Origin of the sequence: Mesorhizobium sp. M1A.F.Ca.ET.072.01.1.1, from assembly GCF_004023325.1 — a bacterium.
GTDB lineage: Bacteria > Pseudomonadota > Alphaproteobacteria > Rhizobiales > Rhizobiaceae > Mesorhizobium.
Map to the genome: position 1 here is coordinate 1 of NZ_RZSF01000085.1, position 21,381 is coordinate 21,381.

Annotated in this window: 20 protein-coding genes and 1 pseudogene; 11 read left to right on the top strand and 10 right to left on the bottom strand. The window is 63.3% G+C overall.

Annotated features, from left to right (window positions below; genetic code table 11):
* Both EOA32_RS14425 and EOA32_RS14430 read left to right on the top strand, forming a co-directional pair.
* A partial coding sequence (locus EOA32_RS14425) for a hydroxyacylglutathione hydrolase C-terminal domain-containing protein (RefSeq protein WP_281014085.1) occupies positions 1–127 on the top strand: 127 nt, incomplete at its 5' end.
* Positions 128–137: 10 nt separating this feature from the next.
* Complete coding sequence (locus EOA32_RS14430; protein ID WP_128372120.1) at positions 138–569, top strand: cupin domain-containing protein; 432 nt, start codon at positions 138–140, stop codon at positions 567–569.
* On the opposite strand, the gene EOA32_RS14435 is transcribed toward EOA32_RS14430, so the two are convergent.
* Positions 566–1,237: a lysoplasmalogenase gene (locus EOA32_RS14435; protein WP_095782449.1), complete on the bottom strand. Its 672-nt coding sequence runs from the start codon at positions 1,235–1,237 to the stop codon at positions 566–568. The genes EOA32_RS14430 and EOA32_RS14435 overlap by 4 nt on opposite strands.
* Before the next feature lie 143 nt (positions 1,238–1,380).
* The gene (locus tag EOA32_RS14440; protein WP_128372121.1) at positions 1,381–2,172 is read right to left on the bottom strand and encodes a DUF3108 domain-containing protein; all 792 of its coding nucleotides are present in this window, start codon (positions 2,170–2,172) and stop codon (positions 1,381–1,383) included.
* A 255-nt stretch (positions 2,173–2,427) separates the two neighbouring features.
* On the opposite strand from EOA32_RS14440, the gene rpmB reads away from it, so the two are divergent.
* From rpmB to EOA32_RS14455, 3 genes are all read left to right on the top strand, one after another.
* Positions 2,428–2,724 carry a 50S ribosomal protein L28 gene (rpmB, locus tag EOA32_RS14445; protein WP_066990317.1) on the top strand — a complete coding sequence of 99 codons (297 nt, stop codon included), beginning with the start codon at positions 2,428–2,430 and terminating at the stop codon, positions 2,722–2,724.
* 109 nt (positions 2,725–2,833) lie between these two features.
* Positions 2,834–3,511: a queuosine precursor transporter gene (locus EOA32_RS14450; protein WP_095779332.1), complete on the top strand. Its 678-nt coding sequence runs from the start codon at positions 2,834–2,836 to the stop codon at positions 3,509–3,511.
* Positions 3,512–3,597: 86 nt separating this feature from the next.
* Complete coding sequence (locus tag EOA32_RS14455; RefSeq protein ID WP_128372122.1) at positions 3,598–5,376, top strand: GtrA family protein; 1,779 nt, start codon at positions 3,598–3,600, stop codon at positions 5,374–5,376.
* A 67-nt stretch (positions 5,377–5,443) separates the two neighbouring features.
* Here EOA32_RS14455 and EOA32_RS14460 read toward each other — a convergent pair whose 3' ends face one another.
* The 4 genes from EOA32_RS14460 to EOA32_RS14475 form a co-directional block, all read right to left on the bottom strand.
* The gene (locus EOA32_RS14460; protein ID WP_066990326.1) at positions 5,444–6,466 is read right to left on the bottom strand and encodes an esterase-like activity of phytase family protein; all 1,023 of its coding nucleotides are present in this window, start codon (positions 6,464–6,466) and stop codon (positions 5,444–5,446) included.
* A complete protein-coding gene (gene cobT, locus EOA32_RS14465; RefSeq protein WP_095823997.1) occupies positions 6,463–8,361 on the bottom strand; it encodes a cobaltochelatase subunit CobT in 1,899 nt (632 codons plus the stop codon). The genes EOA32_RS14460 and cobT overlap by 4 nt, the downstream gene beginning before the upstream one ends.
* A 53-nt stretch (positions 8,362–8,414) precedes the next feature.
* Positions 8,415–9,401 carry a cobaltochelatase subunit CobS gene (cobS, locus tag EOA32_RS14470; RefSeq protein WP_066990333.1) on the bottom strand — a complete coding sequence of 329 codons (987 nt, stop codon included), beginning with the start codon at positions 9,399–9,401 and terminating at the stop codon, positions 8,415–8,417.
* Between the two features lie 122 nt (positions 9,402–9,523).
* Entirely contained in the window at positions 9,524–10,138 is a 615-nt protein-coding gene (locus tag EOA32_RS14475; protein ID WP_066990335.1) for a J domain-containing protein, read from the bottom strand.
* A gap of 145 nt (positions 10,139–10,283) precedes the next feature.
* Here EOA32_RS14475 and EOA32_RS14480 point away from each other — a divergent pair, with 145 nt between their 5' ends.
* Entirely contained in the window at positions 10,284–10,586 is a 303-nt protein-coding gene (locus EOA32_RS14480; RefSeq protein ID WP_095782453.1) for a BolA family transcriptional regulator, read from the top strand.
* A gap of 21 nt (positions 10,587–10,607) precedes the next feature.
* Here the strand turns inward: EOA32_RS14480 and EOA32_RS14485 are convergent.
* Positions 10,608–12,162, bottom strand: a pseudogene (locus EOA32_RS14485) (acetolactate synthase large subunit).
* 1,021 nt (positions 12,163–13,183) lie between these two features.
* On the opposite strand from EOA32_RS14485, the gene EOA32_RS14490 reads away from it, so the two are divergent.
* Genes EOA32_RS14490 through EOA32_RS14500 form a run of 3 tightly spaced genes read left to right on the top strand, consistent with a single transcriptional unit; the run spans position 13,184 to position 18,036 of the window.
* Positions 13,184–15,133 (top strand): PrkA family serine protein kinase, encoded by a 1,950-nt coding sequence (locus tag EOA32_RS14490; protein WP_066990342.1) that lies wholly within the window; start codon positions 13,184–13,186, stop codon positions 15,131–15,133.
* A gap of 20 nt (positions 15,134–15,153) precedes the next feature.
* Positions 15,154–16,464: a YeaH/YhbH family protein gene (locus EOA32_RS14495; protein WP_066990345.1), complete on the top strand. Its 1,311-nt coding sequence runs from the start codon at positions 15,154–15,156 to the stop codon at positions 16,462–16,464.
* A 27-nt stretch (positions 16,465–16,491) separates the two neighbouring features.
* Positions 16,492–18,036: a SpoVR family protein gene (locus EOA32_RS14500; RefSeq protein ID WP_095824001.1), complete on the top strand. Its 1,545-nt coding sequence runs from the start codon at positions 16,492–16,494 to the stop codon at positions 18,034–18,036.
* Positions 18,037–18,092: 56 nt separating this feature from the next.
* Here the strand turns inward: EOA32_RS14500 and EOA32_RS14505 are convergent, their stop codons facing one another.
* The 3 genes from EOA32_RS14505 to EOA32_RS14515 are packed head-to-tail and all read right to left on the bottom strand — an operon-like array spanning position 18,093 to position 20,712.
* Complete coding sequence (locus EOA32_RS14505) at positions 18,093–18,983, bottom strand: transporter associated domain-containing protein (protein WP_095779327.1); 891 nt, start codon at positions 18,981–18,983, stop codon at positions 18,093–18,095.
* On the bottom strand, positions 18,980–20,101 hold the full coding sequence (gene aroB, locus EOA32_RS14510; RefSeq protein WP_095779326.1) for a 3-dehydroquinate synthase: 1,122 nt from the start codon (positions 20,099–20,101) through the stop codon (positions 18,980–18,982). Before aroB ends, EOA32_RS14505 begins: the two co-directional genes overlap by 4 nt.
* Positions 20,098–20,712: a shikimate kinase gene (locus tag EOA32_RS14515; protein WP_095779325.1), complete on the bottom strand. Its 615-nt coding sequence runs from the start codon at positions 20,710–20,712 to the stop codon at positions 20,098–20,100. Before EOA32_RS14515 ends, aroB begins: the two co-directional genes overlap by 4 nt.
* Positions 20,713–20,918: 206 nt before the next feature.
* Between EOA32_RS14515 and EOA32_RS14520 the strand changes: the two genes are divergently transcribed.
* Both EOA32_RS14520 and EOA32_RS14525 read left to right on the top strand, forming a co-directional pair.
* Positions 20,919–21,071 (top strand): histidine kinase, encoded by a 153-nt coding sequence (locus tag EOA32_RS14520; protein ID WP_066990358.1) that lies wholly within the window; start codon positions 20,919–20,921, stop codon positions 21,069–21,071.
* Between the two features lie 9 nt (positions 21,072–21,080).
* On the top strand, positions 21,081–21,381 hold a 301-nt coding region (locus tag EOA32_RS14525), incomplete at its 3' end, for a site-specific integrase (protein WP_189407142.1).

Here is a 21,381-nt window from a genome sequence, read left to right on the forward strand (position 1 = left end):
ACAGGAACTGTCGACCAATCCGTTCTTGCGCTGGCACGACCCGGCGATCCGCAGACATCTCGGCATGGAGAGGGCGAGCGATACGGACGTGTTCGCCGAGATCCGCAAGCGCAAGGATAACTTCTGAGCGCTCCTTTATGACCAGCGCCGCCGAAATCATCGCCGCGCTCAGCCTCGAGCCGCACCCCGAGGGCGGCTGGTATGCCGAGACGTTTCGCGACGCGGAGGGTGGCACGCGCGGCCATTCGACCGCGATCTATTTCCTTTTGGAGCAAGGCCAGCGTTCGGCCTGGCACCGGGTCAAGGACGCGGCCGAGGTCTGGCATTTCTATGCCGGCGCGCCGCTGGCTCTCGCCACGCACGAAGAAGGCTCCGGCACCGTCGTCGAACATCTATTGGGCGCGGCACTTTCCGCCGGCGAGCGGCCGCAGATAGTGGTCCCGGCCGGCTGTTGGCAGTCGGCGCGCAGCCTCGGCGGATGGACGCTGGTCGGCTGCACGGTGGCACCGGGCTTCGATTTCGCCGCCTTCGAGCTGGCCGAGCCGGACTGGCAGCCGAAAACAGCCTAGGCCAGCAGGAAACCAAGCGTGATCGCCAACTGGGCCGCATAATAGAGCACCCAGACCGCGTAGCGCATCGAGACGCGATGCGGCGAGCTCGCGGCCAGCAGGAAGCGCTCTGCCGCCAGCAGCCCGTCCGATATGATGAACAGCACGGCTCCGGCGATGACCCAGGGATGAAAGGTCGTGAGCGCCGAAACACCCATGGCGAGGATCGCCCCGGCATAGACGGCGACCGGAACGCGCAGGGCAGGTCCGACGCGCCGCCAAAGCGCGGCGAGCATCGTGATAACGAAAACCGCCAGCGCCAGCGCAATGGCGCCGCGCCAGGACTCGGCGGTGAGCAGGCCGATTCCGCCACCGGCGTTCAGGAACAAGGCGACATAGGCGACATGTGCGGCAAGAAAGCTCGCCAGCCCTGCAAGAAAGACTTTTTCACCGTCTTGGGAGAGGAACGCGTCGCCGGCGGCGCTGAGCGCCAGCGCTGCGACGAGCAGCGGCGGACCGCCCTGCATGACGGCGAGCGCCGCCAACAAGGCCACGGCCAGCGTCTTGGCGGCCGAACGGGCGAGGCGTGGCGGCAGCTCGAGCGCAAGGACGTAAATCGCGGCGGCGGCGATCGAGAACAAAAGCGTCGCATTGGGATTGGCGTCGATGCCGCCTGGAAACGGCATCATGCGCGCGCTCCGCCGGTCGCCGGCTTGCGCAGCCCCGAGGCTTCGGCGAGCAGTGCAAACAGCGCCCACAGGGCGTCCGCCGAGAAACCGATCAGTGTTGCGCGCCCCATGCCCCATCCCCGGAGGCGCGCCGTGGCGCCTAACTATTCGGCTGCTTCGAACCGTCTTGCGCTGATGGTCAGCGGGCCGATCTGGGTCCCGACCGTGGCGCGGATCGGCGCATATACGCCGGATTGGCCCACGGGTGCAAATGTCACCATCATGCGGCTTTTGTTCTTCAGGAAGTCCAGCGCCTTGCGGCCCTTGCGATAGCCCGCCACCGGCTCGAAGCCCATCTTGCAGGTGACGGTGTCGCCCTTGTAGCCCGGCACCGAGATCGAGCCTTTCGACGCATAGGTCAGCGACAGGTTGGCGCGCATCTCGCCATCGTAGAATTTGACGGTCCGCCCGCAGACCTTGTCCAGGCTGTCGGCATGGACGACGGTCGCGGCCATCGGATCGACCACCGATTTCAGGTCGCCGGAGCCGACCGGCACCCAATTCTTGGGATCGCGCTTGCCGGGCTCCGGAACGACCTTCGTCGAGGAGACGTCGCCATCGGCGAAGCGTATGTCGACCACCGATGCCTTCTTGCCGGAAGTATAGTCGGCCCGGAAGGCCCGCGGCCGCATCTGCTGGCCCGAAATCGTACCCTTCGACGAGATCGTGCCTTTCGTATCGTCGAACAGCTTGGCGATGCCGGCGGCCGAGACGGTGCCATTGATGGCATAGGTGTAGCCGTCGTAACGGCTGGAAAACGTCGCCCTGGCGACCGAAAGGCCCAGGAACGACACGGTGTATTCGCCCTTGAAGGACTGCGGCGAGGCAGCAGCGAAGGCGGTTGAAGGCACAGCGACGGCGAGCAGCGCGGCAAGGGCGTGGGATGGGCGAAGCATGGCGGCGGCAGGTCCTTGATACTGGCGGAAACGCAACGGTTCCAGCCTGGCAATCCCTTCGCGCAGGGCTTATACGACGAATTCCGGCCTTTATATGGAGCGAGCTTGGCCGCCGCGTAGGTGCCGGAGCTTGACGCAGTGGCGAAATGCAACTATGGAACGCCAACTTTTTCCAAAGGCCGCCTGACCGAAGACCGCGCGCCGCCTGGCGCGGGCAGAATGGTTTGGCAGGTTTAGAACTGAAGGTTAGACAAAATGTCCCGCACCTGCGAGCTCACTGCCAAGGCAGTCCAGACCGGCCACAATGTGAGCCATGCCAACAACAAGACCAAGCGTCGCTTCCTGCCGAACCTGGTCAATGTGACGCTGATTTCCGAAGTGCTGAACCAAAACGTTCGCCTGCGCATTTCGGCCAACGCGCTGCGTTCGGTCGAGCATCGCGGCGGGCTCGACGCGTTCCTGGCCAAGGCCGACGCCAAGGAGCTGTCGCAGCGCGCTCGCCTGCTGAAGAAGCAGATCGCGAAGAAGCTCGCCGAGCAGTCGGCCGCCTAAAGCTCTCTTTTCAGGCGGGGGACGACCGCCTCGAGCACCGGCTCCAACTGGTGCTCGGACCTGAGCGCCGTCATGACGCTCGGCTGGTTCCATTACCCAGGATAAAAAAATGAACTTCCTTTCACGATACCTGCCTTTCGTGGCCGCCATGGCGCTTGTCGTCGTGGCGTCCAATATCCTTGTCCAGTTCCCGATGCAGGGCCAGATCGGCGGCCTGTCGCTGGCCGACCTGCTCACCTGGGGCGCCTTCACCTATCCTTTCTCCTTCCTGGTCACCGATCTTGCCAATCGTCGCTACGGCCCGGCGGTGGCGCGCAAAGTGGTCTTCGTCGGCTTCATGACGGCGGTCGTCTGCTCGATCCTCGTTCCGCCCTTCCTGTTCCGCCACGGTCTGATCGCGTTCGAGACCGCCGCTGACCGGCTGGTGCGAATCGCGGCCGCGTCCGGCGCCGCCTTCCTCGCCGCACAACTGCTCGACGTAACCGTGTTCAATCGTCTGCGCCGGCAAAGCTGGTGGCGCGCGCCGATCGTCGGCACGCTGGTCGGCTCTGTCTTCGACACGGTGGTGTTCTTCGGCGTCGGCTTCTCCGCCGCCTTCGCCTTTGTCGGGCCGAACGACGGCTTCGCGCTGGAGACGGCACCGCTGATGGGCGTGCTGCCTGTCGAAACCATGCGCTGGGTGTCCTGGGCGCTGGGCGATCTCTCGGTCAAGCTGATCATCGCGGTGGTGGCGCTGATCCCCTACCGGCTGCTTGCCGCCCGCTGGAGCCAGCCGGCCATCGCCTGACCCTTGAAGCGGCCCTTCGCGGCTTTACGCTTTGTTACGGCCATTGGTGCAGGATCGCCAAAACGATCCAGGACATTGCCATCAACATGACCATCCAGGGCACCGGTTGGAAACATGACCTTCTGCTTGCGCTCTGCGCGACGCTGCTCGTGCTGGGGATCAATGCGATCTCCGGCTTCCCGACCATCGCGGACCTTGGCGCCGACAATGACAGCATGCTGAGGTTGGTCGAGGTTCGCGACCTCTTGGCTGGACAGGGCTGGTTCGATCTTCATCAATACAGGATGGGCCTGACCGGCGGCTTCGTCATGCACTGGTCGCGGCTGGTCGACACCCCGATCGCGGCGATCATCTTTACCTTCCAGGCGCTGGGCGCCAGCGCCGCTGCCGCTGAAAAGGCAGCGCAGATCATCTGGCCGCTTTCCCTATATGGGCTCACCATATTCGTCATCCTGCGCGCTTCCCGGCGTTTCGCCGGTACGGACGTGGCGATGCCTGCGCTGGTGCTGTCCACTGCGGCGCTGTTCTTTATCGGCATTTTCCACCCTGGCACGCTTGACCACCACAACGTCCAGCTCCTGCTCACGGCAGCCAGTCTCTGGCTTATGACGGAGGCTCCCTTCCGGCGGTCAGCCGCTCTTCTGTCCGGCCTGTGTGCAGGCCTCACCCTTGCCGTCGGGATGGAGACAGCGCCTTATGTGGCCACACTTGGCGCCTGCGCCGCCGTGCTCTTCATCTTCGATGAAAGGGAGCGCCAGACCGCGCGCGGCTTCGGCATCGGATTTGCCGCGATAGCCTCGGTGGTTCTTGTTGCCACCATACCGCCGTCGGCCTGGGGCGTGGCCGAGTGCGACGCCTTCTCGGCTTTCCAGTTCGTCATCGCGGCGCTGTCGGGCTTTGGACTCGCGGCGATTGCGTGTCTACCCGGACAGTCGACGGCTAAGAGGCGGTTCCTCTCAATGTCCGCGTTGGCCGTCGCAATTGCGGCCGTTGCGCTCCTATTCTTTCCGCAATGCCTGGCATCGCCCTATGCCGGCATGGATGAGCGCATTCGCATCTATTGGCTGAACGACGTCGTTGAGGCGCAGCCCTTCCTCAGCGTGGCCGTCAACGAGCCGAAGCTGATGGCGGCGCGTTATGTGACGCCCTTCATCGCAATCCTGTTGATTGGCCTTCAGCTGCGCAGCCGCCGCCTGCGCCGCGAGGAAGCCCTTACCGCCGTGCTGCTGATCGTCGCTTTCGCCGTCAGCCTATGGCAGGTGCGCGGCTCGACCTTCTCGGTTGCCTTCGCGGTGCTGCCGCTCTCGACCTGGATCGCCGGGGTTCGCCTGCAGGCAACCGCCGCGCAATCGTGGCGCGTCTCCACCCGCATCGCGGCGGCATGGCTGGTGTCGCTCAATGCGACCTGGGCCGGCGTCGCCGTCGCCGCGCAGTCCGTGGTCCAAAAGGCACCCGCCAAGATCAATTCCGATGCCGATCATGCGCTGACCTGCGGCAAGGCCTCGGACTTCAGCGACCTGGCCGGCATGCCGGCAACGACGGTGCTTGCGTCCTCCAATCTCGGCTCCCCCATCCTGATGTTCACCGGCCATAGGGCGTTGGCCGGCCCGTATCATCGCAATGTCGGCGGCAATCTCGCCATGCTCGACGCCTTCATGGGAACGCCGGATGCCGCCCGCGCCATCATTGAGCGCGAGCATGTCGGGCTGGTTGCCATATGCCGCGGCAATTCGGAAGAGCTTTCGCTCGCCGCCCAAGCTCCCACGGGCCTGGCCGCGCGGCTGCTGAAGCGGGACGTTCCCGATTGGCTGGAACTGGACAGCGCGACGGCGAACAAGCCGGTCGAGATCTACAAAGTCCGCTGAGGGCCGGCAACTTCGGGGAAAATGCGCAGCGAATTTCCGTCCCGAATTGGACAAAATCAAGCACCGCTCAGTCCTGGTGCAAGATGAATTCCAGGTAGAGGTTCCGCTGCAGGATCGATTGATTGTCATCCGAGACCAGCGACACCATCAGCGCGCCGTCGTCGCGGGTCCAGACGTCGAGCCCTTCCATATTGTCGATCTGGTAGCCCATATCGGCGTCGATCAGCACCGGACCGTCGGCGACCGCGCCCTTCTCGATGCTCTCGCCATAGATACGCCTCAGCCGCATCTTCACCCCGCGCGCCATCGAGAAGCTGCGTTCGAGTAGCAGCAGGTCGCCATCGGGCAGGAAGGCGCCGTCGGTGATGTCGAAATTGCCGTTGCGCTTGACGGTGAAGACGCCCTTCCTCGGTCCCTCGATGATGGCGGCATAGATGTTGCCGGCCTTGTCGAGGCTCTTTTCCGACACCACGACCAGGCCACCCTCGTGCTGGCCGTAAGGGTTGGCGTGTGTGACCGTCTCGAAGCCGCGGTTCTGGCGCAGCTCCCGCGCCGGGACCAGATAGTCGAGCGTCTTGAACGGCGCCTTCATATTGTCCGGCTCGACCTTGAACTGGACGACGCGCTGGTCGCGCTCGAAACCGACGGTGGCGATACCGTCCTTGACCGCGAGGCCTTCGGCGTCGACCTCCCATTTCTTCTCGATCGGCTGGCCCGAGGCGTCGACCATCTGCTGCATGCGGAAATTCGACACGCCCGAGGGGCGCTTGTCGGCATCGTGGGTGATGGTGCCGAAGAACCAGAAGCCGGTATCGGTGACGCCAATGAAATCGCTGCCGGATTTGAGGAAGCGGAAAGCCGAAAGTGCGCCGAAATCGCGCGACGGCGAGGTCATCTCCAGCCCGCCGACGAACTCGAGCGACCCGAACTGTTTCCGGTCGCGGCCGATATGGAACTCGGTGATCGGCCGCGCTGAAACTTCGATCGTCTCAACCGCAGCGCCTCCCTCGGCGAAGACTGGAGAGGCGGCCGAACAGACCAGCGCGCAAACAAAAGCCGTCCGCCGGCATCCGCCCCGCGAAAGGATCATCCGGCGCGCCTCAAGCCACCGCGCCGCGTGTCGCGCGCGCTCTCCTCGCCGAACAGCGATGCCAATTGCTCCGTCATGGCGCCGGCCAGCTCTTCGGCATCGACGATGGTGACGGCGCGGCGATAGTAGCGCGTGACATCGTGGCCGATGCCGATGGCTAAAAGCTCCACCGGCGAGCGCGTCTCGATGAGATCGATCACCGCGCGCAAATGGCGCTCCAGATAGTTGCCGGGGTTGACCGAGAGCGTAGAATCGTCGACCGGCGCGCCGTCTGAGATCATCATCAGGATCTTGCGCTGTTCCGGCCGGCCGATCAGCCGGTTGTGCGCCCAAAGCAGAGCCTCGCCGTCGATGTTTTCCTTGAGCAAGCCCTCGCGCATCATCAGGCCGAGATTGCGGCGCGCGCGCCGCCACGGATGGTCGGCGGACTTGTAGATGATGTGGCGCAGATCGTTGAGCCGGCCAGGATTCGACGGCTTGCCGTCCTTCAGCCACTTCTCGCGTGCCTGCCCACCTTTCCACGCACGTGTGGTGAAGCCGAGGATTTCCACCGAAACCCCGCAGCGCTCCAGAGTGCGCGCCAGGATGTCGGCGCAAGTCGCGGCAACCGTGATCGGCCGCCCGCGCATCGAGCCCGAATTGTCGAGCACCAGCGACACCACCGTGTCGCGGAACTTGGTGTCGCGCTCCTGCTTGAAGGACAACGGCTGCATCGGATCGATAACGACGCGCACCAGCCTGGATGGATCGAGATAGCCCTCCTCCAGGTCGAAATCCCAGGAACGGTTCTGCTGCGCCATCAGGCGGCGCTGCAGCCGGTTGGCCAAGCGGCCGACGACGCCGGAGAGATTGGCGAGCTGCTTGTCGAGGAAGGCGCGCAGCCGGTCGAGTTCCTCTTCCTCGCAAAGATCCTCGGCCCCGACCGTCTCGTCGAAGGCGGTGGTGAAAACCTTGTAGTCGATTTCCTTCGGCAGGTTGAGGAAGGGATTTTCGTTGCGGCGCGCCTCGCCCGGCGTCTCGGCGTCGGAATCATCCTCGTCGGAAAGGTCGTCCGATGTGGCGTCGGTCGCCTCCGTTTCGGCCGACTCTTCCTCGTCGGCCGAAGCCTCGGCGTCCTCGGACTGCGACTGTTCGGAGCCGGAATCGTCCTCGCCGCCTTCCTCGCTCTGCTCCTCGCCCTGCTGCTCGTTTTCCTCGTTGTCCTCGGAGTCTTCCGTCTCCTGGTCGTCGCCGAGTTCCTCGGCCATCTCCATCGAGACGAGCATGTCGCGCACGATGCGGGCGAAGGCTTGCTGGTCATCGAGCCTGGACGACAGGCCGTCGAGGTCGCTGCTGGCCTTTTCCTCGACCCAGGGCCGCCACAGATCGACCAGTCGCTCGCCGCTCTTCGGCACGGTGCGGCCGGTAAGCTTTTCGCGCACCATCAGCGCCACCGCCTCCTCGAGCGGGGCGTCGGCCTTGTCCTTGACGTCGACCAGGTTTGCCCTGGCGTATTTGTCCTCGAGCATCGAGCCGATATTGTCGGCCACGCCCTGCATGGCGCGGCTGCCGATCGCCTCGACGCGGGCCTGCTCGACGGCATCGAAAATGGCCCGCGCGAGCTTGCCTTCCGGCGCCAGCTTGCTGTGGATGCGCTGATCGTGGCAGGCGCGCTTCAGCGCCATGGAATCGCCGATGCCGCGGGTGATCGCGATGTCGGTGCGGGAAGCCTTCTTCGGCAGCTCGGGCAGCCTGGCGCGGTTGCCGGCCAGCGCCGGCCGGTCCTTGGCGAAGCCGACCTCGAGGTCCTTGTCGCCGGCGACGGCGCGCATGCAGACGGTAACGGCGCGCTTGAAGCTGTCCGCTTCAGACCCGTTCTTCGGCTTGTTGCGCGTGTTGTCGCCCGGACCCGCCATCGATCATTCCCTGCGCGTTTTGGTCCGAAAGGCCAAGCCTTCCGGCACGCGCCTTACCCCAGCACCACGTTGGCGGCGCTCTCCGGCAAATCCTCGCCGAAGGCGCGCTGGTAGAATTCGGCGACCACCGAACGCTCCAGCTCGTCGCATTTGTTGAGGAAGGTGAGCCGGAACGCCATGCCGATATCGCCGAAGATCTCGGCGTTCTCGGCCCAGGTGATGACCGTGCGCGGGCTCATCACCGTCGACAGGTCGCCATTGATGAAGGCCGAGCGCGTCATGTCGGCGACGCGCACCATCTTGTTGACGATCTCTTTGCCCTTGCTGTCGCGATAGTGCTTGGCCTTGGCCAGCACGATCGACACCTCGTTGTCGTGCGGCAGGTAGTTGAGCGTGGTGACGATCGACCAGCGGTCCATCTGCGCCTGATTGATCTGCTGCGTGCCGTGATAGAGGCCGGTGGTGTCGCCGAGACCCACCGTGTTGGCGGTGGCGAACAGCCGGAAAGCCGGATGCGGGCGTATGACGCGGCTCTGGTCGAGCAGCGTCAGCCGGCCCGACGATTCCAGCACGCGCTGGATGACGAACATCACGTCCGGGCGTCCGGCATCGTACTCGTCGAAGCAGAGCGCGACGTTGTGCTGATAGGCCCAGGGCAGGATGCCGTCGCGAAATTCCGTGACCTGCAGGCCTTCCTTGACGACGATGGCGTCCTTGCCGACGAGATCGATGCGGCTGACATGGCTGTCGAGATTGACGCGCACGCAGGGCCAGTTGAGGCGCGCGGCGACCTGCTCGATATGGGTGGACTTGCCGGTGCCGTGATAGCCCGACACCATGACGCGGCGGTTGTAGGCGAAGCCGGCGAGGATCGCCAAAGTCGTTGCCTTGTCGAACAGATAGTCCGGGTCGATGTCGGGCACGTGCTCGGTCGCCGCCGAATAGGCCGGAACCACCATCTTGGAGTCGAAGCCGAATTTCTCCTTCACCGGCACCGTCGTATCGGGCAGGTTGGCGATGTCGCGATCGACCTTGTTCATCTCTATCAACGTCTCCACGGGCGAAACGCCGCGTTTCGCCGGCAATCGATTTGTTCGGGGGCGGTCTTAGAGCCTTTTCCAACCTTATGAAAGTTGGAAAACGACATGGACCGTAGGGTCGCTCAGCACAATCCTGCTTGCTTGAGCACGCGATAGGCCTGCAGCACATCGCGGAACCGGTCTTCCGAACCTCTGTCGCCGCCATTCGCATCCGGATGGTGGCGCTTTACGAGTTCCTTATAGCGTGCCTTGATATCCTTGCCAGTCGCCTTTGTATCAAGGCCAAGCGTTTCCAGCGCCTTGGCCTCAAGCGGCTTTGCCTTGCGCTCGCGCACTTCGCGCGTTCCGCCGCCGAACAGATTGAAGGGATCGCGCATGCGGTTGTAGTAGCCTGCACGCCCGGAGCGCTGCTGCGCGAAGTCTGGTGCCGAACGCATGCCGCCGCCATTGGCGCCCATGCGCCAGGTCGGCCGGTGTCCGGTCAGCGCCTCTTTCTGGAAGCGGGCGATCTCGCTGTCCGACACGCCCGAGAAGTAGTTGAAGCTCTTGTTGTATTCTCGCACATGCTCAAAGCAGAAGCGGAAATACTCGCCCTCCTTCAGGCGCCCGACCGGCGCGCGATGCGTACCGGCCTCGCTGCAACCGTCCCACTGGCAGATCGGCGCGCGCGACTTCAGCTCCGCGTCCTTTTCCGGTCGGATGCGAATCTTCTCGAAATATTTGGGATACGGTTTCATCCTCACCCATTTATGGGCTGTTCGCTACCGCGAAACAAGAATTGACATTTCGCCGATGATCGCCCTAACCGCTGAATCGCGGCCTAAAGCGGTCGAAAGCACAGATTTTGCGGCGGTACCGCAGATGTGGTGAAGGGAAGCCCCGATGTCCATACAGTCGACGATGGAAAACAAGCTGAAGGCGGCATTTTCGCCGGAAAGGCTCACCGTCATCAACGAAAGCCATCTTCACGCCGGCCATCACCACGTCGAGCACGGCCACGAGGCCGTCTTCGACGGCACCGGCGAGACCCATTTCCGCGTCCGTATCGTCTCGCAGGATTTTGCCGGCATGAACCGCATCGAGCGCCACCGCGCCGTCAATCACCTGCTTGCCGACGAACTGAAGGCCGGCGTGCACGCGCTGGCGATCGAGCCTGCAGCACCTGGTGAGAAGACACGCTGGTAAGCTCGGCGGGCCGGGGGCCGCTCAGATCACCGCTTCGATGAGGAACGGCCCCGGACGCGACAGCGCGCTGTCGAGCAGCGCGTCGAAGCGCTCGCATGTGTCGGCGCGGGCTGCTTCCACCCCCATGCCGCTTGCCAGCGAAACCCAGTCCAGAGCCGGCTGATCAAGGTCGAGCATTCGCCTGGCATTCTCGCCGATCGCGTTCACCCCGACATTGCGCATCTCGCCGTGCAGGATGGCGTAGGTCCGGTTGGAAAAGACGATCGTCACCACGTCGAGCTTTTCCCGCGACTGGGTCCATAATCCCTGCACCGTGTACATGCCGCTGCCGTCCGCCTCCAGATTCAGCACCTTGCGGCCAGGACAGGCGATGGCCGCGCCAGTCGCCATTGGAATGCCGCCGCCGATCGATCCGCCTGTGCCCATCATGTAATCGTGCGGGGCGGCAAAGGCCGAGAGCGCAAAATAGCGCCGCGCCGAGGTGACGGCCTCGTCACAGACGATCGCATTCTCCGGCAGCTTCCGGGCTACCGAAAGTGCAACCGCGTCGTCCGTTAGCTTGCCGCGCGGGGCCGGCTCATCGGGAAAGGCCGTGGCGACGGGCACCGGCTGCGACGGTTTGATGCCCAGTTCGTCGCGAAGCGCAGCGAGTGCCGCCTTCAAATTCTCGCCATGCTCGGCCAACGACATCAGTTCACAGCCTTCGCTCACAAGCCGGCTCGGCTTTCCGGGATAGGCAAAGAACGCCACCGGTTCCTTGGCTCCAACGAGGATCAGGAGATCGATGTCGGCAAGGAGAGTGCGCGCGGCGTCGATCGGATATGGAACGCGGGTAGGCGCAACTCGGCCGCGGCCGCGCTGCATCCGGGCGATCAGAACGTCGCTGAACAGCCGGACATCCGAAACCGCCGATATCTGTCCGGCGATTTCCAAGGCATCCTCACGCGCGGCCGGCCCACGCAGGATCATGCCGACGCGACCGGGCGCGGCGCGAATGGCTCCGGCAATCTTGCGCACGATGGCTGCGTCGACCGAAGGCGGCGCCGCGAGCTCCACCTTGGCCGACAGGGAGCGAACTGGCCTCTCCCCACGCCGCGTCCGCCGGCAGGATCAGCGTAGCGATGCCGGGAGGCGTCAGCGAAGCGCGAAAGGCCGCCTGCGCGGCCGGCGCGATGTCGGCCGGACCGGCGATGCGGCGGACCCAGTTCGACATCGGCGCGGCGAGACCTTCAATGTCGCTGGTGAGCGGCGCGTCGAGCGGCAGGTGATAAGAGGCATGGTCGCCGACGATGTTGATCATCGGCACGCGGGCGCGCCGGGCATTGTGGATGTTGGCCAGGCCATTGGCCAATCCGGGGCCGGTGTGGAGCAGCGTCGCGGCCGGCCGATCGGTCATCCTGGCGTAGCCGTCGGCGGCACCCGTCACCACACCCTCGGCAAGACCGAGCACGCAGCGCATCTCCGGCTTGCGGTCGAGCGCGGCGACGAAGTGCATTTCCGAGGTACCGGGATTGGCGAAGCAGACATTCACGCCATTCGCCAGCAGCACATCGCAAAGCACATCGGCGCCATTCATCGCGTTCCCTCTCGTCCGATTGTCCCCGGACAATTGAGCCGACAAGTCTTCATGCCGCAATGTCCGGTCAACGACTTTGAGGTGATCCAGCTTCAGGAGTGCCGGCGGGTTCAGGCGACCGTCGCCTTCAAGAAAGCCATGACAGCGGCAGTCAGCGCATCGCCGTCCTCCCCGAAGCGGTGGTTGAATCGCCCATATGCCAATAGGCGCCGCCGTCGAATAGGGCGACTTTGGTTCCCCGGCCCGTAGCCGGGCCGCGAGGTCGTGGGCCGCGGTTGCATGGGCCGGCGCGCTCCGCCGCCCGGGGAAGCACCATGGAACATTTGCCTGATCTGGCGGTTTGATGCAGGCCCGGCCCTGGCCTCGTCCATGCTGGGCGGATTGCTAGTCGGACCGAAGGACCGATGCCCTCGGCCGACGCTTCCGAACGGTGACCACCAATGAGGAAGACGTATCGACCTCCATCCGCGCCGCCCAATCGGCGCACAAGCCGTTCGGAACCTCTGCGCCTGTTTCCGGCAATTGCGCTGGCGGTATTCCTTTCGGCTCCGGCGGCTGCCCATCAGGCGCCCACGGGCTGGCAGTATGACAGCTCATGCTGCTCGGGAATGGACTGCTACCAAGCACCCGCGGCCGACGTGAAGGAAACGAAATATGGGTACCAGCTCTCCACCGGAGAGCTCATTCCCTACTCCGATCGTCGGATCAGGCGTTCGCGTGACGAGTTCTTTCACGAGTGTAAGCCCGGTGGCGACGCGAATTCTCAGCATTCCTTCTGCCTCTACGTTCCCGACCACGACATGTGAGTGGAAAACCTAAGATTTTCCTTGAAGCTCTCCCGGCCATCACCACCTAATCATCATGGGTGAGCATTCCGTCCGCATCGGGTGCTGTGAGTCGTCAATGCCCGATTGCAGGCGCTCTCTCTCATATGAGGGAACCACAATGCTTTCCGGCAGTTGAATACGAGACGAGCTGACTGGCCGACTGGCAACCAGAGCGGCTCTGAGGGCAGAATATCATGCGAGAGAACCAATCCGACGTCTTCGATCTGTTTTCGGAGATATATTCCAACGCGGCCCAGGAAGAGATGAGCCTCCAGCAGTATCTGCTTGGCTGCCGCGAAGACAAATCCATGTATGCCTCGGCGCCCGAACGAATGGTCGAGGCCATCGGCGAGCCCAATCTGGTCGACACCAGCAAGGATGAGCGGCTCGGGCGCATCTTCTCGAACCGGACCATCAAGGTGTACCCCTCCTTCTCCGATTTCTACGGAATGGAGGATACGATCGAGCGCATCGCCGGATATTTCCGTTATGCCTCTCAGGGTCTCGAGGAGCGCAAGCAGATCCTTTACCTGCTCGGGCCGGTCGGCGGCGGCAAGTCCTCGCTTGCCGAACGGCTGAAGAAGCTTATGGAACAGCGCCCGATCTACACCCTGAAGGTCGGCAACCAGATCAGCCCTATATTCGAATCGCCGCTTGGCCTTTTCCATCCCGATCGGATGGGCGATCTGCTGGAAGACAAATACGGGATAGCCCGCCGCCGCCTGAATGGGCTCATCTCGCCTTGGGCGGCCAAACGGCTCGACGAACTGTCCGGCGACATTTCCAAATTCAGCGTGGTCAAGCTGTCGCCATCGCGTCTGCGTCAGATCGCCATCGCCAAGACCGAGCCCGGCGACGAGAACAACCAGGACGTCTCGGCCCTGGTCGGCAAGGTCGACATCAGGCAGTTGGAACATTTCAGCCAATCCGATCCGGATGCCTATTCCTACAGCGGCGGCTTGAACCGGACGACGCAGGGCCTGCTCGAATTCGTCGAGATGTTCAAGGCGCCCATCAAGGTCCTGCACCCGTTGCTGACGGCAACCCAGGAAGGCAGCTACAACGGCACCGAGAATTTCGGCTCCTTCCCCTATCAGGGCATCGTCGTTGCCCATTCCAACGAATCGGAATGGCAGCAATTCAAGAACAACAAGAACAATGAGGCCTTCCTCGACCGCATCCTTGTGGTCAAGGTTCCGTATTGCCTTCGCATCACCGAAGAGAGGCAGATTTACGAGAAACTTCTGCGCGAGAGCGATCTGGCGAACAGTCCCTGCGCGCCCGAAGTGCTGGACATCCTCAGCCGTTTCACCGTCTCGACCCGGCTTGCCGAGCACGAGAACTCGCCGCTCTACACCAAGATGCGCGCCTATGACGGCGAGAACCTCAAGGAGATCGACCCGAAGGCGAAGTCGGTCCAGGAATATCGCGATGCCGCCGGCGTCGACGAAGGCATGACCGGGGTCAGCACGCGCTTCGCCTTCAAGATTTTGTCGCAGACTTTCAACTACGACACCAAGGAGGTCGCAGCCGATCCCGTGCACTTGATGTACATCCTCGAGGAGGCGATCAAACGCGAGCAATTCCCCAAGGAAACCGAAGCCGCGTACCTCGAGTTCATCAAATCGGAACTTGCAGCGCGCTACGCCGAGTTCATCGGCCACGAGATCCAGAAGGCTTACCTGGAATCGTATAGCGAGTACGGCCAGAACCTTTTCGACCGCTACATCGCCTATGCCGATGCGTGGATCGAGGATCAGGACTACAAGGATCCCGATACCGGCCAGATCCTCAATCGCGAGGTCCTGGACAAGGAATTGTCGCAGGTTGAAAAGCCGGCCGGCATCGCCAATCCCAAGGATTTTCGCAACGAGGTGGTCAAGTTCACCTTGCGCGCCCGGGCGCGCAACCATGGCCGCAATCCGTCCTGGACGAGCTATGAAAAGCTTCGCGAAGTGATCGAGAAGCGCATGTTCGGTCAGGTCGAGGATTTGTTGCCGGTGATCAGCTTCGGCTCCAAGCAGGACAGCGTCACCGAGAAGCGGCACAACGAATTCGTGCAGCGGATGGTGGAGCGCGGCTACACTCAGCGGCAGGTGCGCCGGCTGGTCGACTGGTACATGCGCGTGAACAAGGCTGGCTGACCAAAGCCCGAAGGGTTCGCATGCCGATCTTCATCGACCGCCGCCTGAATCCGAAGGACAAGAGCCTGAGCAATCGCCAGCGCTTCCTGAAGCGCGCTCGGGAAGAGCTCAAGCGCAGCATCCGCGACCATGTCCGGACAGGCCGCATCGCCGAGGTCGACCGCGAGCATGCCGTGCCGATGCCCCGCAAAGGCACCAGCGAACCGACCTTCAGCGACGCCAGGGACAGTGGGCAGCGCCAGCACATACTGCCCGGCAACAAATCGTTCAGTCCCGGTGATCTGATACCCAAGCCTGGCGGCGGCGGCACTGGCTCTTCGGCGCCGGGAACCAAGCAATCCGAGGATGACTTTCGCTTCGTGCTGTCGCGCGAGGAAGTGCTCGACCTCTTCTTCGAAGATCTCGAACTGCCCGATCTGGTCAAGCTCAATCTCAAGCAGATACTGAGCTTCAAGCCAAGACGGGCGGGCTTCACGGCAAGCGGGGCGCCGACCAACGTCAATGTCGGACGCACCATGCGAAACAGCCACGGCCGCCGCATCGCGCTCAGGCGTCCCAAGCAGGCGGAGCTGGACGCCATCTCAACGCAGATCGCCGAGTTGGAAGCGAAGCCGCCAACCGAGGCAACGCGCGAACGCATCGCTGCTCTGCGCGAGGAAGTTGATCGGCTTGAACGCCGGCGCAGGCGGATCGCCTATGTCGATCCGGTCGACATTCGGTTCAACCGCTTCGACCCCCAGCCGGTGCCGAATGCCAGCGCCGTCATGTTTTGCCTGATGGACGTGTCGGGATCGATGGGAGAGCGCGAGAAGGATCTGGCCAAACGGTTTTTCGTGCTGCTGCATCTGTTCCTGACGCGGCGCTACGAAAGGACGGACATCGTTTTCATCCGCCACACCCATGAGGCCAAGGAGGTGGATGAGCACACCTTCTTCTACCACACCGAGAGCGGCGGTACCGTCGTCTCGACGGCGCTTGAGGAAATGCACCGCATCATAGAGCAGCGCTATCCGGTCGCGGAATGGAATATCTATGCCGCTCAGGCTTCCGACGGCGACAACTTCGCCACCGATTCCGAGCGCTGCATAGAACTCCTCGACCGCAAGCTCATGCGTCTGTGCCAGTATTTCGCCTATGTGGAAATCATCGACGAACGCGAAAGCCACATTTTCGGCTCCACCGAGAACGGAACGTCGCTCTGGCGCGCCTACAACGCGGTCGACGGAAAGTGGCCGAATTTCCAGATGAGGCGCATCGCGGCTCCCGCCGATATCTATCCGGTCTTTCGCGAGCTCTTCGCAAGGCAGCCTAGTCTGCGCAAGAGCGCGTGAGAACGCGGGCGGATGGGACATAGGCCGATGGTCAATCAGGCGCGCAAATCCGAACTGTTATTTTCCGGGTCGGACTGGGATTTTGCGAAACTGTCTCGGGTCTACGACGAGATCGAGGCGATCGGGATCGAAGAGCTTCACCTGGACATCTATCCGGTGCAGATGGAGGTCATTTCCTCCGAGCAGATGCTCGACGCTTATTCCTCGGTCGGCATGCCGCTGATGTATCGGCATTGGTCGTTCGGCAAGCATTTCCTTTACAACGAGCTTCTCTACCGCAAGGGCGCGCGCGGTTTGGCCTATGAACTGGTCATCAACTCCAACCCTTGCATCGTCTACCTCATGGAAGAAAACACCATGGCCTTGCAGGCCCTGGTGACCGCCCACGCCGCGCTTGGCCACAACCATTTCTTCAAAAACAATCATCTCTTCCGGCAATGGACGGACGCCGGAGGCATCCTGAGCTATCTGGACTTCGCCAAGGGCTACATCGCCCGATGCGAGGAACGGCACGGACTGCAGGCCGTCGAGGCGGTGCTCGATGCCGCCCACGCGCTGATGGAGCAAGGCGTGTTCCGCTACCATCGGCCGCCGAAGCTGTCGTCGGAACAGCAGCGCGAAGGCCTTCGCGAGCGCCTCGAATATGAGGAGCGTTCCTACAATGATCTGTGGCGCACGCTGCCGACCGCGCAGGACAAGAACAAGCCGGAGGCAGGGGACGAAAGCTTGGCCGAGCGGAAGAAATCGCTCAATCTGCCCGAGGAGAACCTGCTCTACTTCCTCGAGAAGAACAGCCTGGTGCTTGAGCCCTGGCAGCGCGAGATCATCAGGATCGTGCGGGTGATTGCGCAATATTTTTACCCGCAGCGGCAAACCCAGGTGATGAACGAAGGCTGTGCCACCTTCGTGCACTACACCCTGATGAACATGCTTTTCGATCGCGGCCGCATCAGCGAAGGCGCCATGCTCGAGATCTTGCGAAACCATTCGAACGTGGTTTTTCAGCCGGCCTATGACGATCCGCGTTATTCCGGGATCAATCCCTATGCGCTGGGCCTCGGCATGATGCAGGACATCCAGCGCATCTCGACCGAGCCGACCGCGGAGGACCGCGACTGGTTTCCGGACATCGCCGGCCGTGGCGACTGGCGCGACACCTTGCTCGATGCCTGGGCCAACCACCGTGACGAATCCTTCATCCGCCAGTATCTGAGCCCCGCTTTGATCCGGAAATGGCGGCTCTTCGTGCTGGCCGACGGCGCCGACGAGCCGCATTACGAGGTCGCCTCGATCCATAATGAGCGCGGCTACAGCAAGATACGGTCCGCGCTGGCCCGAAGCTACGATGTGGGGGCGAGCCGGCCCGACATCCAGGTGGTCGACGTGGATCTTCTGGGAGACCGGCATTTGCGGCTGCAGCACAAGGTCAAGGACGGCATCCAGCTAGAGGACGAAAGCCGCGACGCGACCTTGCGCCACATCCGAAGCCTATGGGGTTATGACGTCAGCCTGGCGGCAATGGATGCCGAAACCGGCGCCGTGCTCAGCGAGCGCTCGACCAAGGAACTTTGAGCACCGGGCAGGAAGCCGCCCTTTGCAGCCCGGTCTCACCTGAAGATCGGCGCACCCTAACCTTCGCCGGCGGGCCGGATCCTCAACCTTGCTATGCGGTTCTTGTCGCGCTTCATCACCACGAAACGCTTGCCGTGGAAGGTGAAGGCCTGCTTCTCGTCTGGGATCGTCTGCGTCTCATGGATGACCAGGCCGGCGATCGTCGTCGCCTCCTCGTCCGGCAGATCCCAGTCGAGCGCCCGATTGAGGTCGCGAATAGCCACCGTGCCGTCGACGACGACCGAGCCGTCGGACTCCTGCTTGACGCCTTGCATGTCGACATCGTGCTCGTCCGCGATCTCGCCGACGATCTCCTCGATAATGTCTTCCAGTGTTACCAGCCCTTCCATCTCGCCATACTCGTCGACGACGATGGCGAAATGCGCCTTGCGGCGTAGGAAGGCGTTGAGCTGATCCTGCAAGGTGGTGGTGTCGGGCACGAACCATGGCTTCGACGCGATCCTTGTCACGTCGATCTTGGAAAAGTCGTTGCCGACCTCGTTGAGCGCCCGCAGCAGATCCTTGGCATGCAGCACGCCGACGATGTTGTCGAGCGAGCCTTTCCAGAGCGGCATGCGGGTATGCGGGCTCTGCAGAATCTCGCGCACCACCATTTCCGGCGGATCGTCGGCGTTGACCGAGCGCATGTTGGTGCGGTGGACCATCACGTCCGAAACCTCGAGCTCCTCGAGTTCGAAAAGCGCGCCCAGCCGGTTGCGATCCTCGCGCGCCTGCCCGTTGCGGCGGGTCTCGTCGCCGTTCTCGTCCGGCTCATCCTGCTCGGGCTCCGTCGGTTCGATCGGCCGCAGACTGTAGCCGAGCGCCGCGAAGAGCCGCGTGCGCAAGAGAAACGCCAGCACGATCACGGCGGCAAGGACGGCTGCGGCGATCCAGCCGAAGTCGATCATCCGGGATGGCTCGCCTTGAGGAAGGACAGCACTTCGGAGGGCGGCACGTCCTTGGCGATAAAGGCCTGGCCGACGCCACGCGTCAGGATGAAGGTAAGCGCGCCGCGCGACACCTTCTTGTCCTGGGTGATGAAGCCAAGCAGCGTCTCGGCATCCGGCAGTTGGCCCGCTATGTCGGCCATCCGCCAGGGCAGGCCGACGGCGCGAAGGTGCGCCTCGACGCGCTCCGCGTCGTCCGGGCTCGCCAGATTGAGGCGCGCGGAGAAGCGGTGCGCCAGCGCCATGCCGATCGCGACCCCCTCGCCATGGACGAGACGGGCACCGTCATAATTCGTGGCGGCTTCGAGAGCATGCCCGAATGTGTGGCCGAGATTGAGCAGCGCCCGGTCGCCGGTCTCGAACTCGTCGCGGGCGACCACATCGGCCTTGGCGCGGCAAGCCTCGGCGATGGCTTCGGTCCGCTCCGGGCCGCCGGCGAACACCTTTTGCCAATTCTCCTCCAGCCAAGCGAAGAAGCCGGGACGGTCGATCAGCCCGTATTTGGCGAGCTCGGCATAGCCGGCGCGGAATTCGCGGATCGGCAAAGTGTCGAGCACGCCGGTGTCGGCAAGCACCAGTTTTGGCTGGTTGAAGACCCCGATCAGGTTCTTGCCGCGCGCGCTGTTGATGCCGGTCTTGCCGCCGACGGATGAATCGACCTGCGCCAGCAGCGATGTCGGCACCTGCACGAAGTTCATCCCGCGCCGCACGATGCCGGCGGCGAAGCCGGCAAGATCGCCGATGACGCCCCCGCCAAGTGCCACGACGACATCGCGCCGTTCGAGCTTGGCGGCGAGCACGCCGTCGACGACCTCCTCGAGGTGGGTAAAGCTCTTGGTCTTTTCGCCGGCCGGCAGGGTGATGACGGCGGCCTCGATGCCGCCTTTTTCAAGGCCGGCCTGCAGCGTTTCGAGATGCGCTGCGGCAACGTTCTCGTCGGTAACGATGGCCGCGCGCGTGCCGGGAAGGCGGCCTGCGATTTCGGTTCCTGAGCCGGAAAGCAGGCCGGGCCCGATAAGTATGTCATAGGCACGGTCGCCGAGCCCGACCTCGACCTTCACCGGTTCGGTATGGCTCACGGCTCCACCTCGTCGTCGCTGGTGGCGATTGGCGCGATCCCGAGGTAAGCACAAAGCGCGCATACCACCTCGCTGGCGATGACTTCCTTGCGGTCGTCGCGGGTCGAAACCGTGAGGTCGGCGGTGGCATAGACCGGGTAGCGCTCGCTCATCAGCTTCTCCAGCACGCCGCGCGGATCCGGATTCTTCAACAGCGGCCGGTTCTGTTTTTTCGAAACCCGCTCCATCAGCAGATCGAGATCGGCCTTCAGCCAGACCGAGACGCCATGCGCATCGATCGACTCGCGCGTCTGCGCGTTCATGAAGGCGCCGCCGCCGGTCGAAAGCACCTGCGGGCCGTTTTCGAGCAGACGCAAGATGACCCGCTGCTCCAGCGCCCGGAACTCAGGTTCGCCATAACGCTCGAACAGCTCCGGCACGGTCATGCGCGATACGCTCTCGATCTCCTGGTCGCTGTCGATGAAGGGCAGGGAAAGCATTGTCGCCACCTTGCGGCCGATTGCGGTCTTGCCGGCGCCCATCAGGCCGACGAAGACGATCGAGCGGCTGCCGAGCCGCTCGAGCAGCGCGACACGGCCTTCGTCCGGCGGATTTGCTGGCAGCGCGTTCATGCGGAACCCTCTTTGCGCCGTATCGACATCAAAAGCCCGTTTGCGTCAAGCAGGCCGCCGCAGGCGGGCCAGATCGCCCCTCTTCCGTCGAGAAGCTTCCTCGACAAATCCTCTGCCCCAGCCCTTCGTCCTTGAATTGGCCGGAATGGCGTCCCATAAGGGCACAGGGTTTGGAATCGCAGAACAAGAAGACGGGCGAAGACTGAATGCCGACATTGTTTCGCTTTGTCGTGACGCTGGCGGTTCTTGCAGGCGTCGCTTATGGCGCGATGTTCGCGCTGGCGATGTTCGTGGAGCCGAAAAAGGCCGAAATGAGCGTGCGCATTCCCGCGGAAAAGCTCAATCCGAAGAAGAACTGACCCGGCCAAATGAACAGCACGGCCCGCATCGAAGCCTTTCTGGAGATGATGAGCGCCGAGCGGGGTGCGGCCGAGAACACGCTTTCCTCCTACCGCCGCGACCTCGAAGACGCCTCCGAAGCTATCGGTGGCGGGCTGGCCGGAGCGGCAGCTGCCGACATCCGCGCCTATCTCGACGACATCGCGGCGCGTGGCTTTGCGCCGACCTCGCAGGCGCGCAAATTGTCGGCGATCCGCCAATTCTTCAAATTCCTCTATGCCGAGGGCCTGCGCGGCGACGACCCGACCGGCACGCTGGACAGCCCGAAGA

What these genes read in the sequence shown, in the direction of transcription:
- EOA32_RS14430 (WP_128372120.1), top strand. Translation starts at nt 138, where the DNA reads ATGACCAGCGCCGCCGAAATCATCGCCGCGCTCAGCCTCGAGCCGCAC.
- EOA32_RS14435 (WP_095782449.1), bottom strand. Translation starts at nt 1,237, where the DNA reads ATGATGCCGTTTCCAGGCGGCATCGACGCCAATCCCAATGCGACGCTT.
- EOA32_RS14440 (WP_128372121.1), bottom strand. Translation starts at nt 2,172, where the DNA reads ATGCTTCGCCCATCCCACGCCCTTGCCGCGCTGCTCGCCGTCGCTGTG.
- rpmB (WP_066990317.1), top strand. Translation starts at nt 2,428, where the DNA reads ATGTCCCGCACCTGCGAGCTCACTGCCAAGGCAGTCCAGACCGGCCAC.
- EOA32_RS14450 (WP_095779332.1), top strand. Translation starts at nt 2,834, where the DNA reads ATGAACTTCCTTTCACGATACCTGCCTTTCGTGGCCGCCATGGCGCTT.
- EOA32_RS14455 (WP_128372122.1), top strand. Translation starts at nt 3,598, where the DNA reads ATGACCATCCAGGGCACCGGTTGGAAACATGACCTTCTGCTTGCGCTC.
- EOA32_RS14460 (WP_066990326.1), bottom strand. Translation starts at nt 6,466, where the DNA reads ATGATCCTTTCGCGGGGCGGATGCCGGCGGACGGCTTTTGTTTGCGCG.
- cobT (WP_095823997.1), bottom strand. Translation starts at nt 8,361, where the DNA reads ATGGCGGGTCCGGGCGACAACACGCGCAACAAGCCGAAGAACGGGTCT.
- cobS (WP_066990333.1), bottom strand. Translation starts at nt 9,401, where the DNA reads ATGAACAAGGTCGATCGCGACATCGCCAACCTGCCCGATACGACGGTG.
- EOA32_RS14475 (WP_066990335.1), bottom strand. Translation starts at nt 10,138, where the DNA reads ATGAAACCGTATCCCAAATATTTCGAGAAGATTCGCATCCGACCGGAA.
- EOA32_RS14480 (WP_095782453.1), top strand. Translation starts at nt 10,284, where the DNA reads ATGTCCATACAGTCGACGATGGAAAACAAGCTGAAGGCGGCATTTTCG.
- EOA32_RS14490 (WP_066990342.1), top strand. Translation starts at nt 13,184, where the DNA reads ATGCGAGAGAACCAATCCGACGTCTTCGATCTGTTTTCGGAGATATAT.
- EOA32_RS14495 (WP_066990345.1), top strand. Translation starts at nt 15,154, where the DNA reads ATGCCGATCTTCATCGACCGCCGCCTGAATCCGAAGGACAAGAGCCTG.
- EOA32_RS14500 (WP_095824001.1), top strand. Translation starts at nt 16,492, where the DNA reads ATGGTCAATCAGGCGCGCAAATCCGAACTGTTATTTTCCGGGTCGGAC.
- EOA32_RS14505 (WP_095779327.1), bottom strand. Translation starts at nt 18,983, where the DNA reads ATGATCGACTTCGGCTGGATCGCCGCAGCCGTCCTTGCCGCCGTGATC.
- EOA32_RS14515 (WP_095779325.1), bottom strand. Translation starts at nt 20,712, where the DNA reads ATGAACGCGCTGCCAGCAAATCCGCCGGACGAAGGCCGTGTCGCGCTG.
- EOA32_RS14520 (WP_066990358.1), top strand. Translation starts at nt 20,919, where the DNA reads ATGCCGACATTGTTTCGCTTTGTCGTGACGCTGGCGGTTCTTGCAGGC.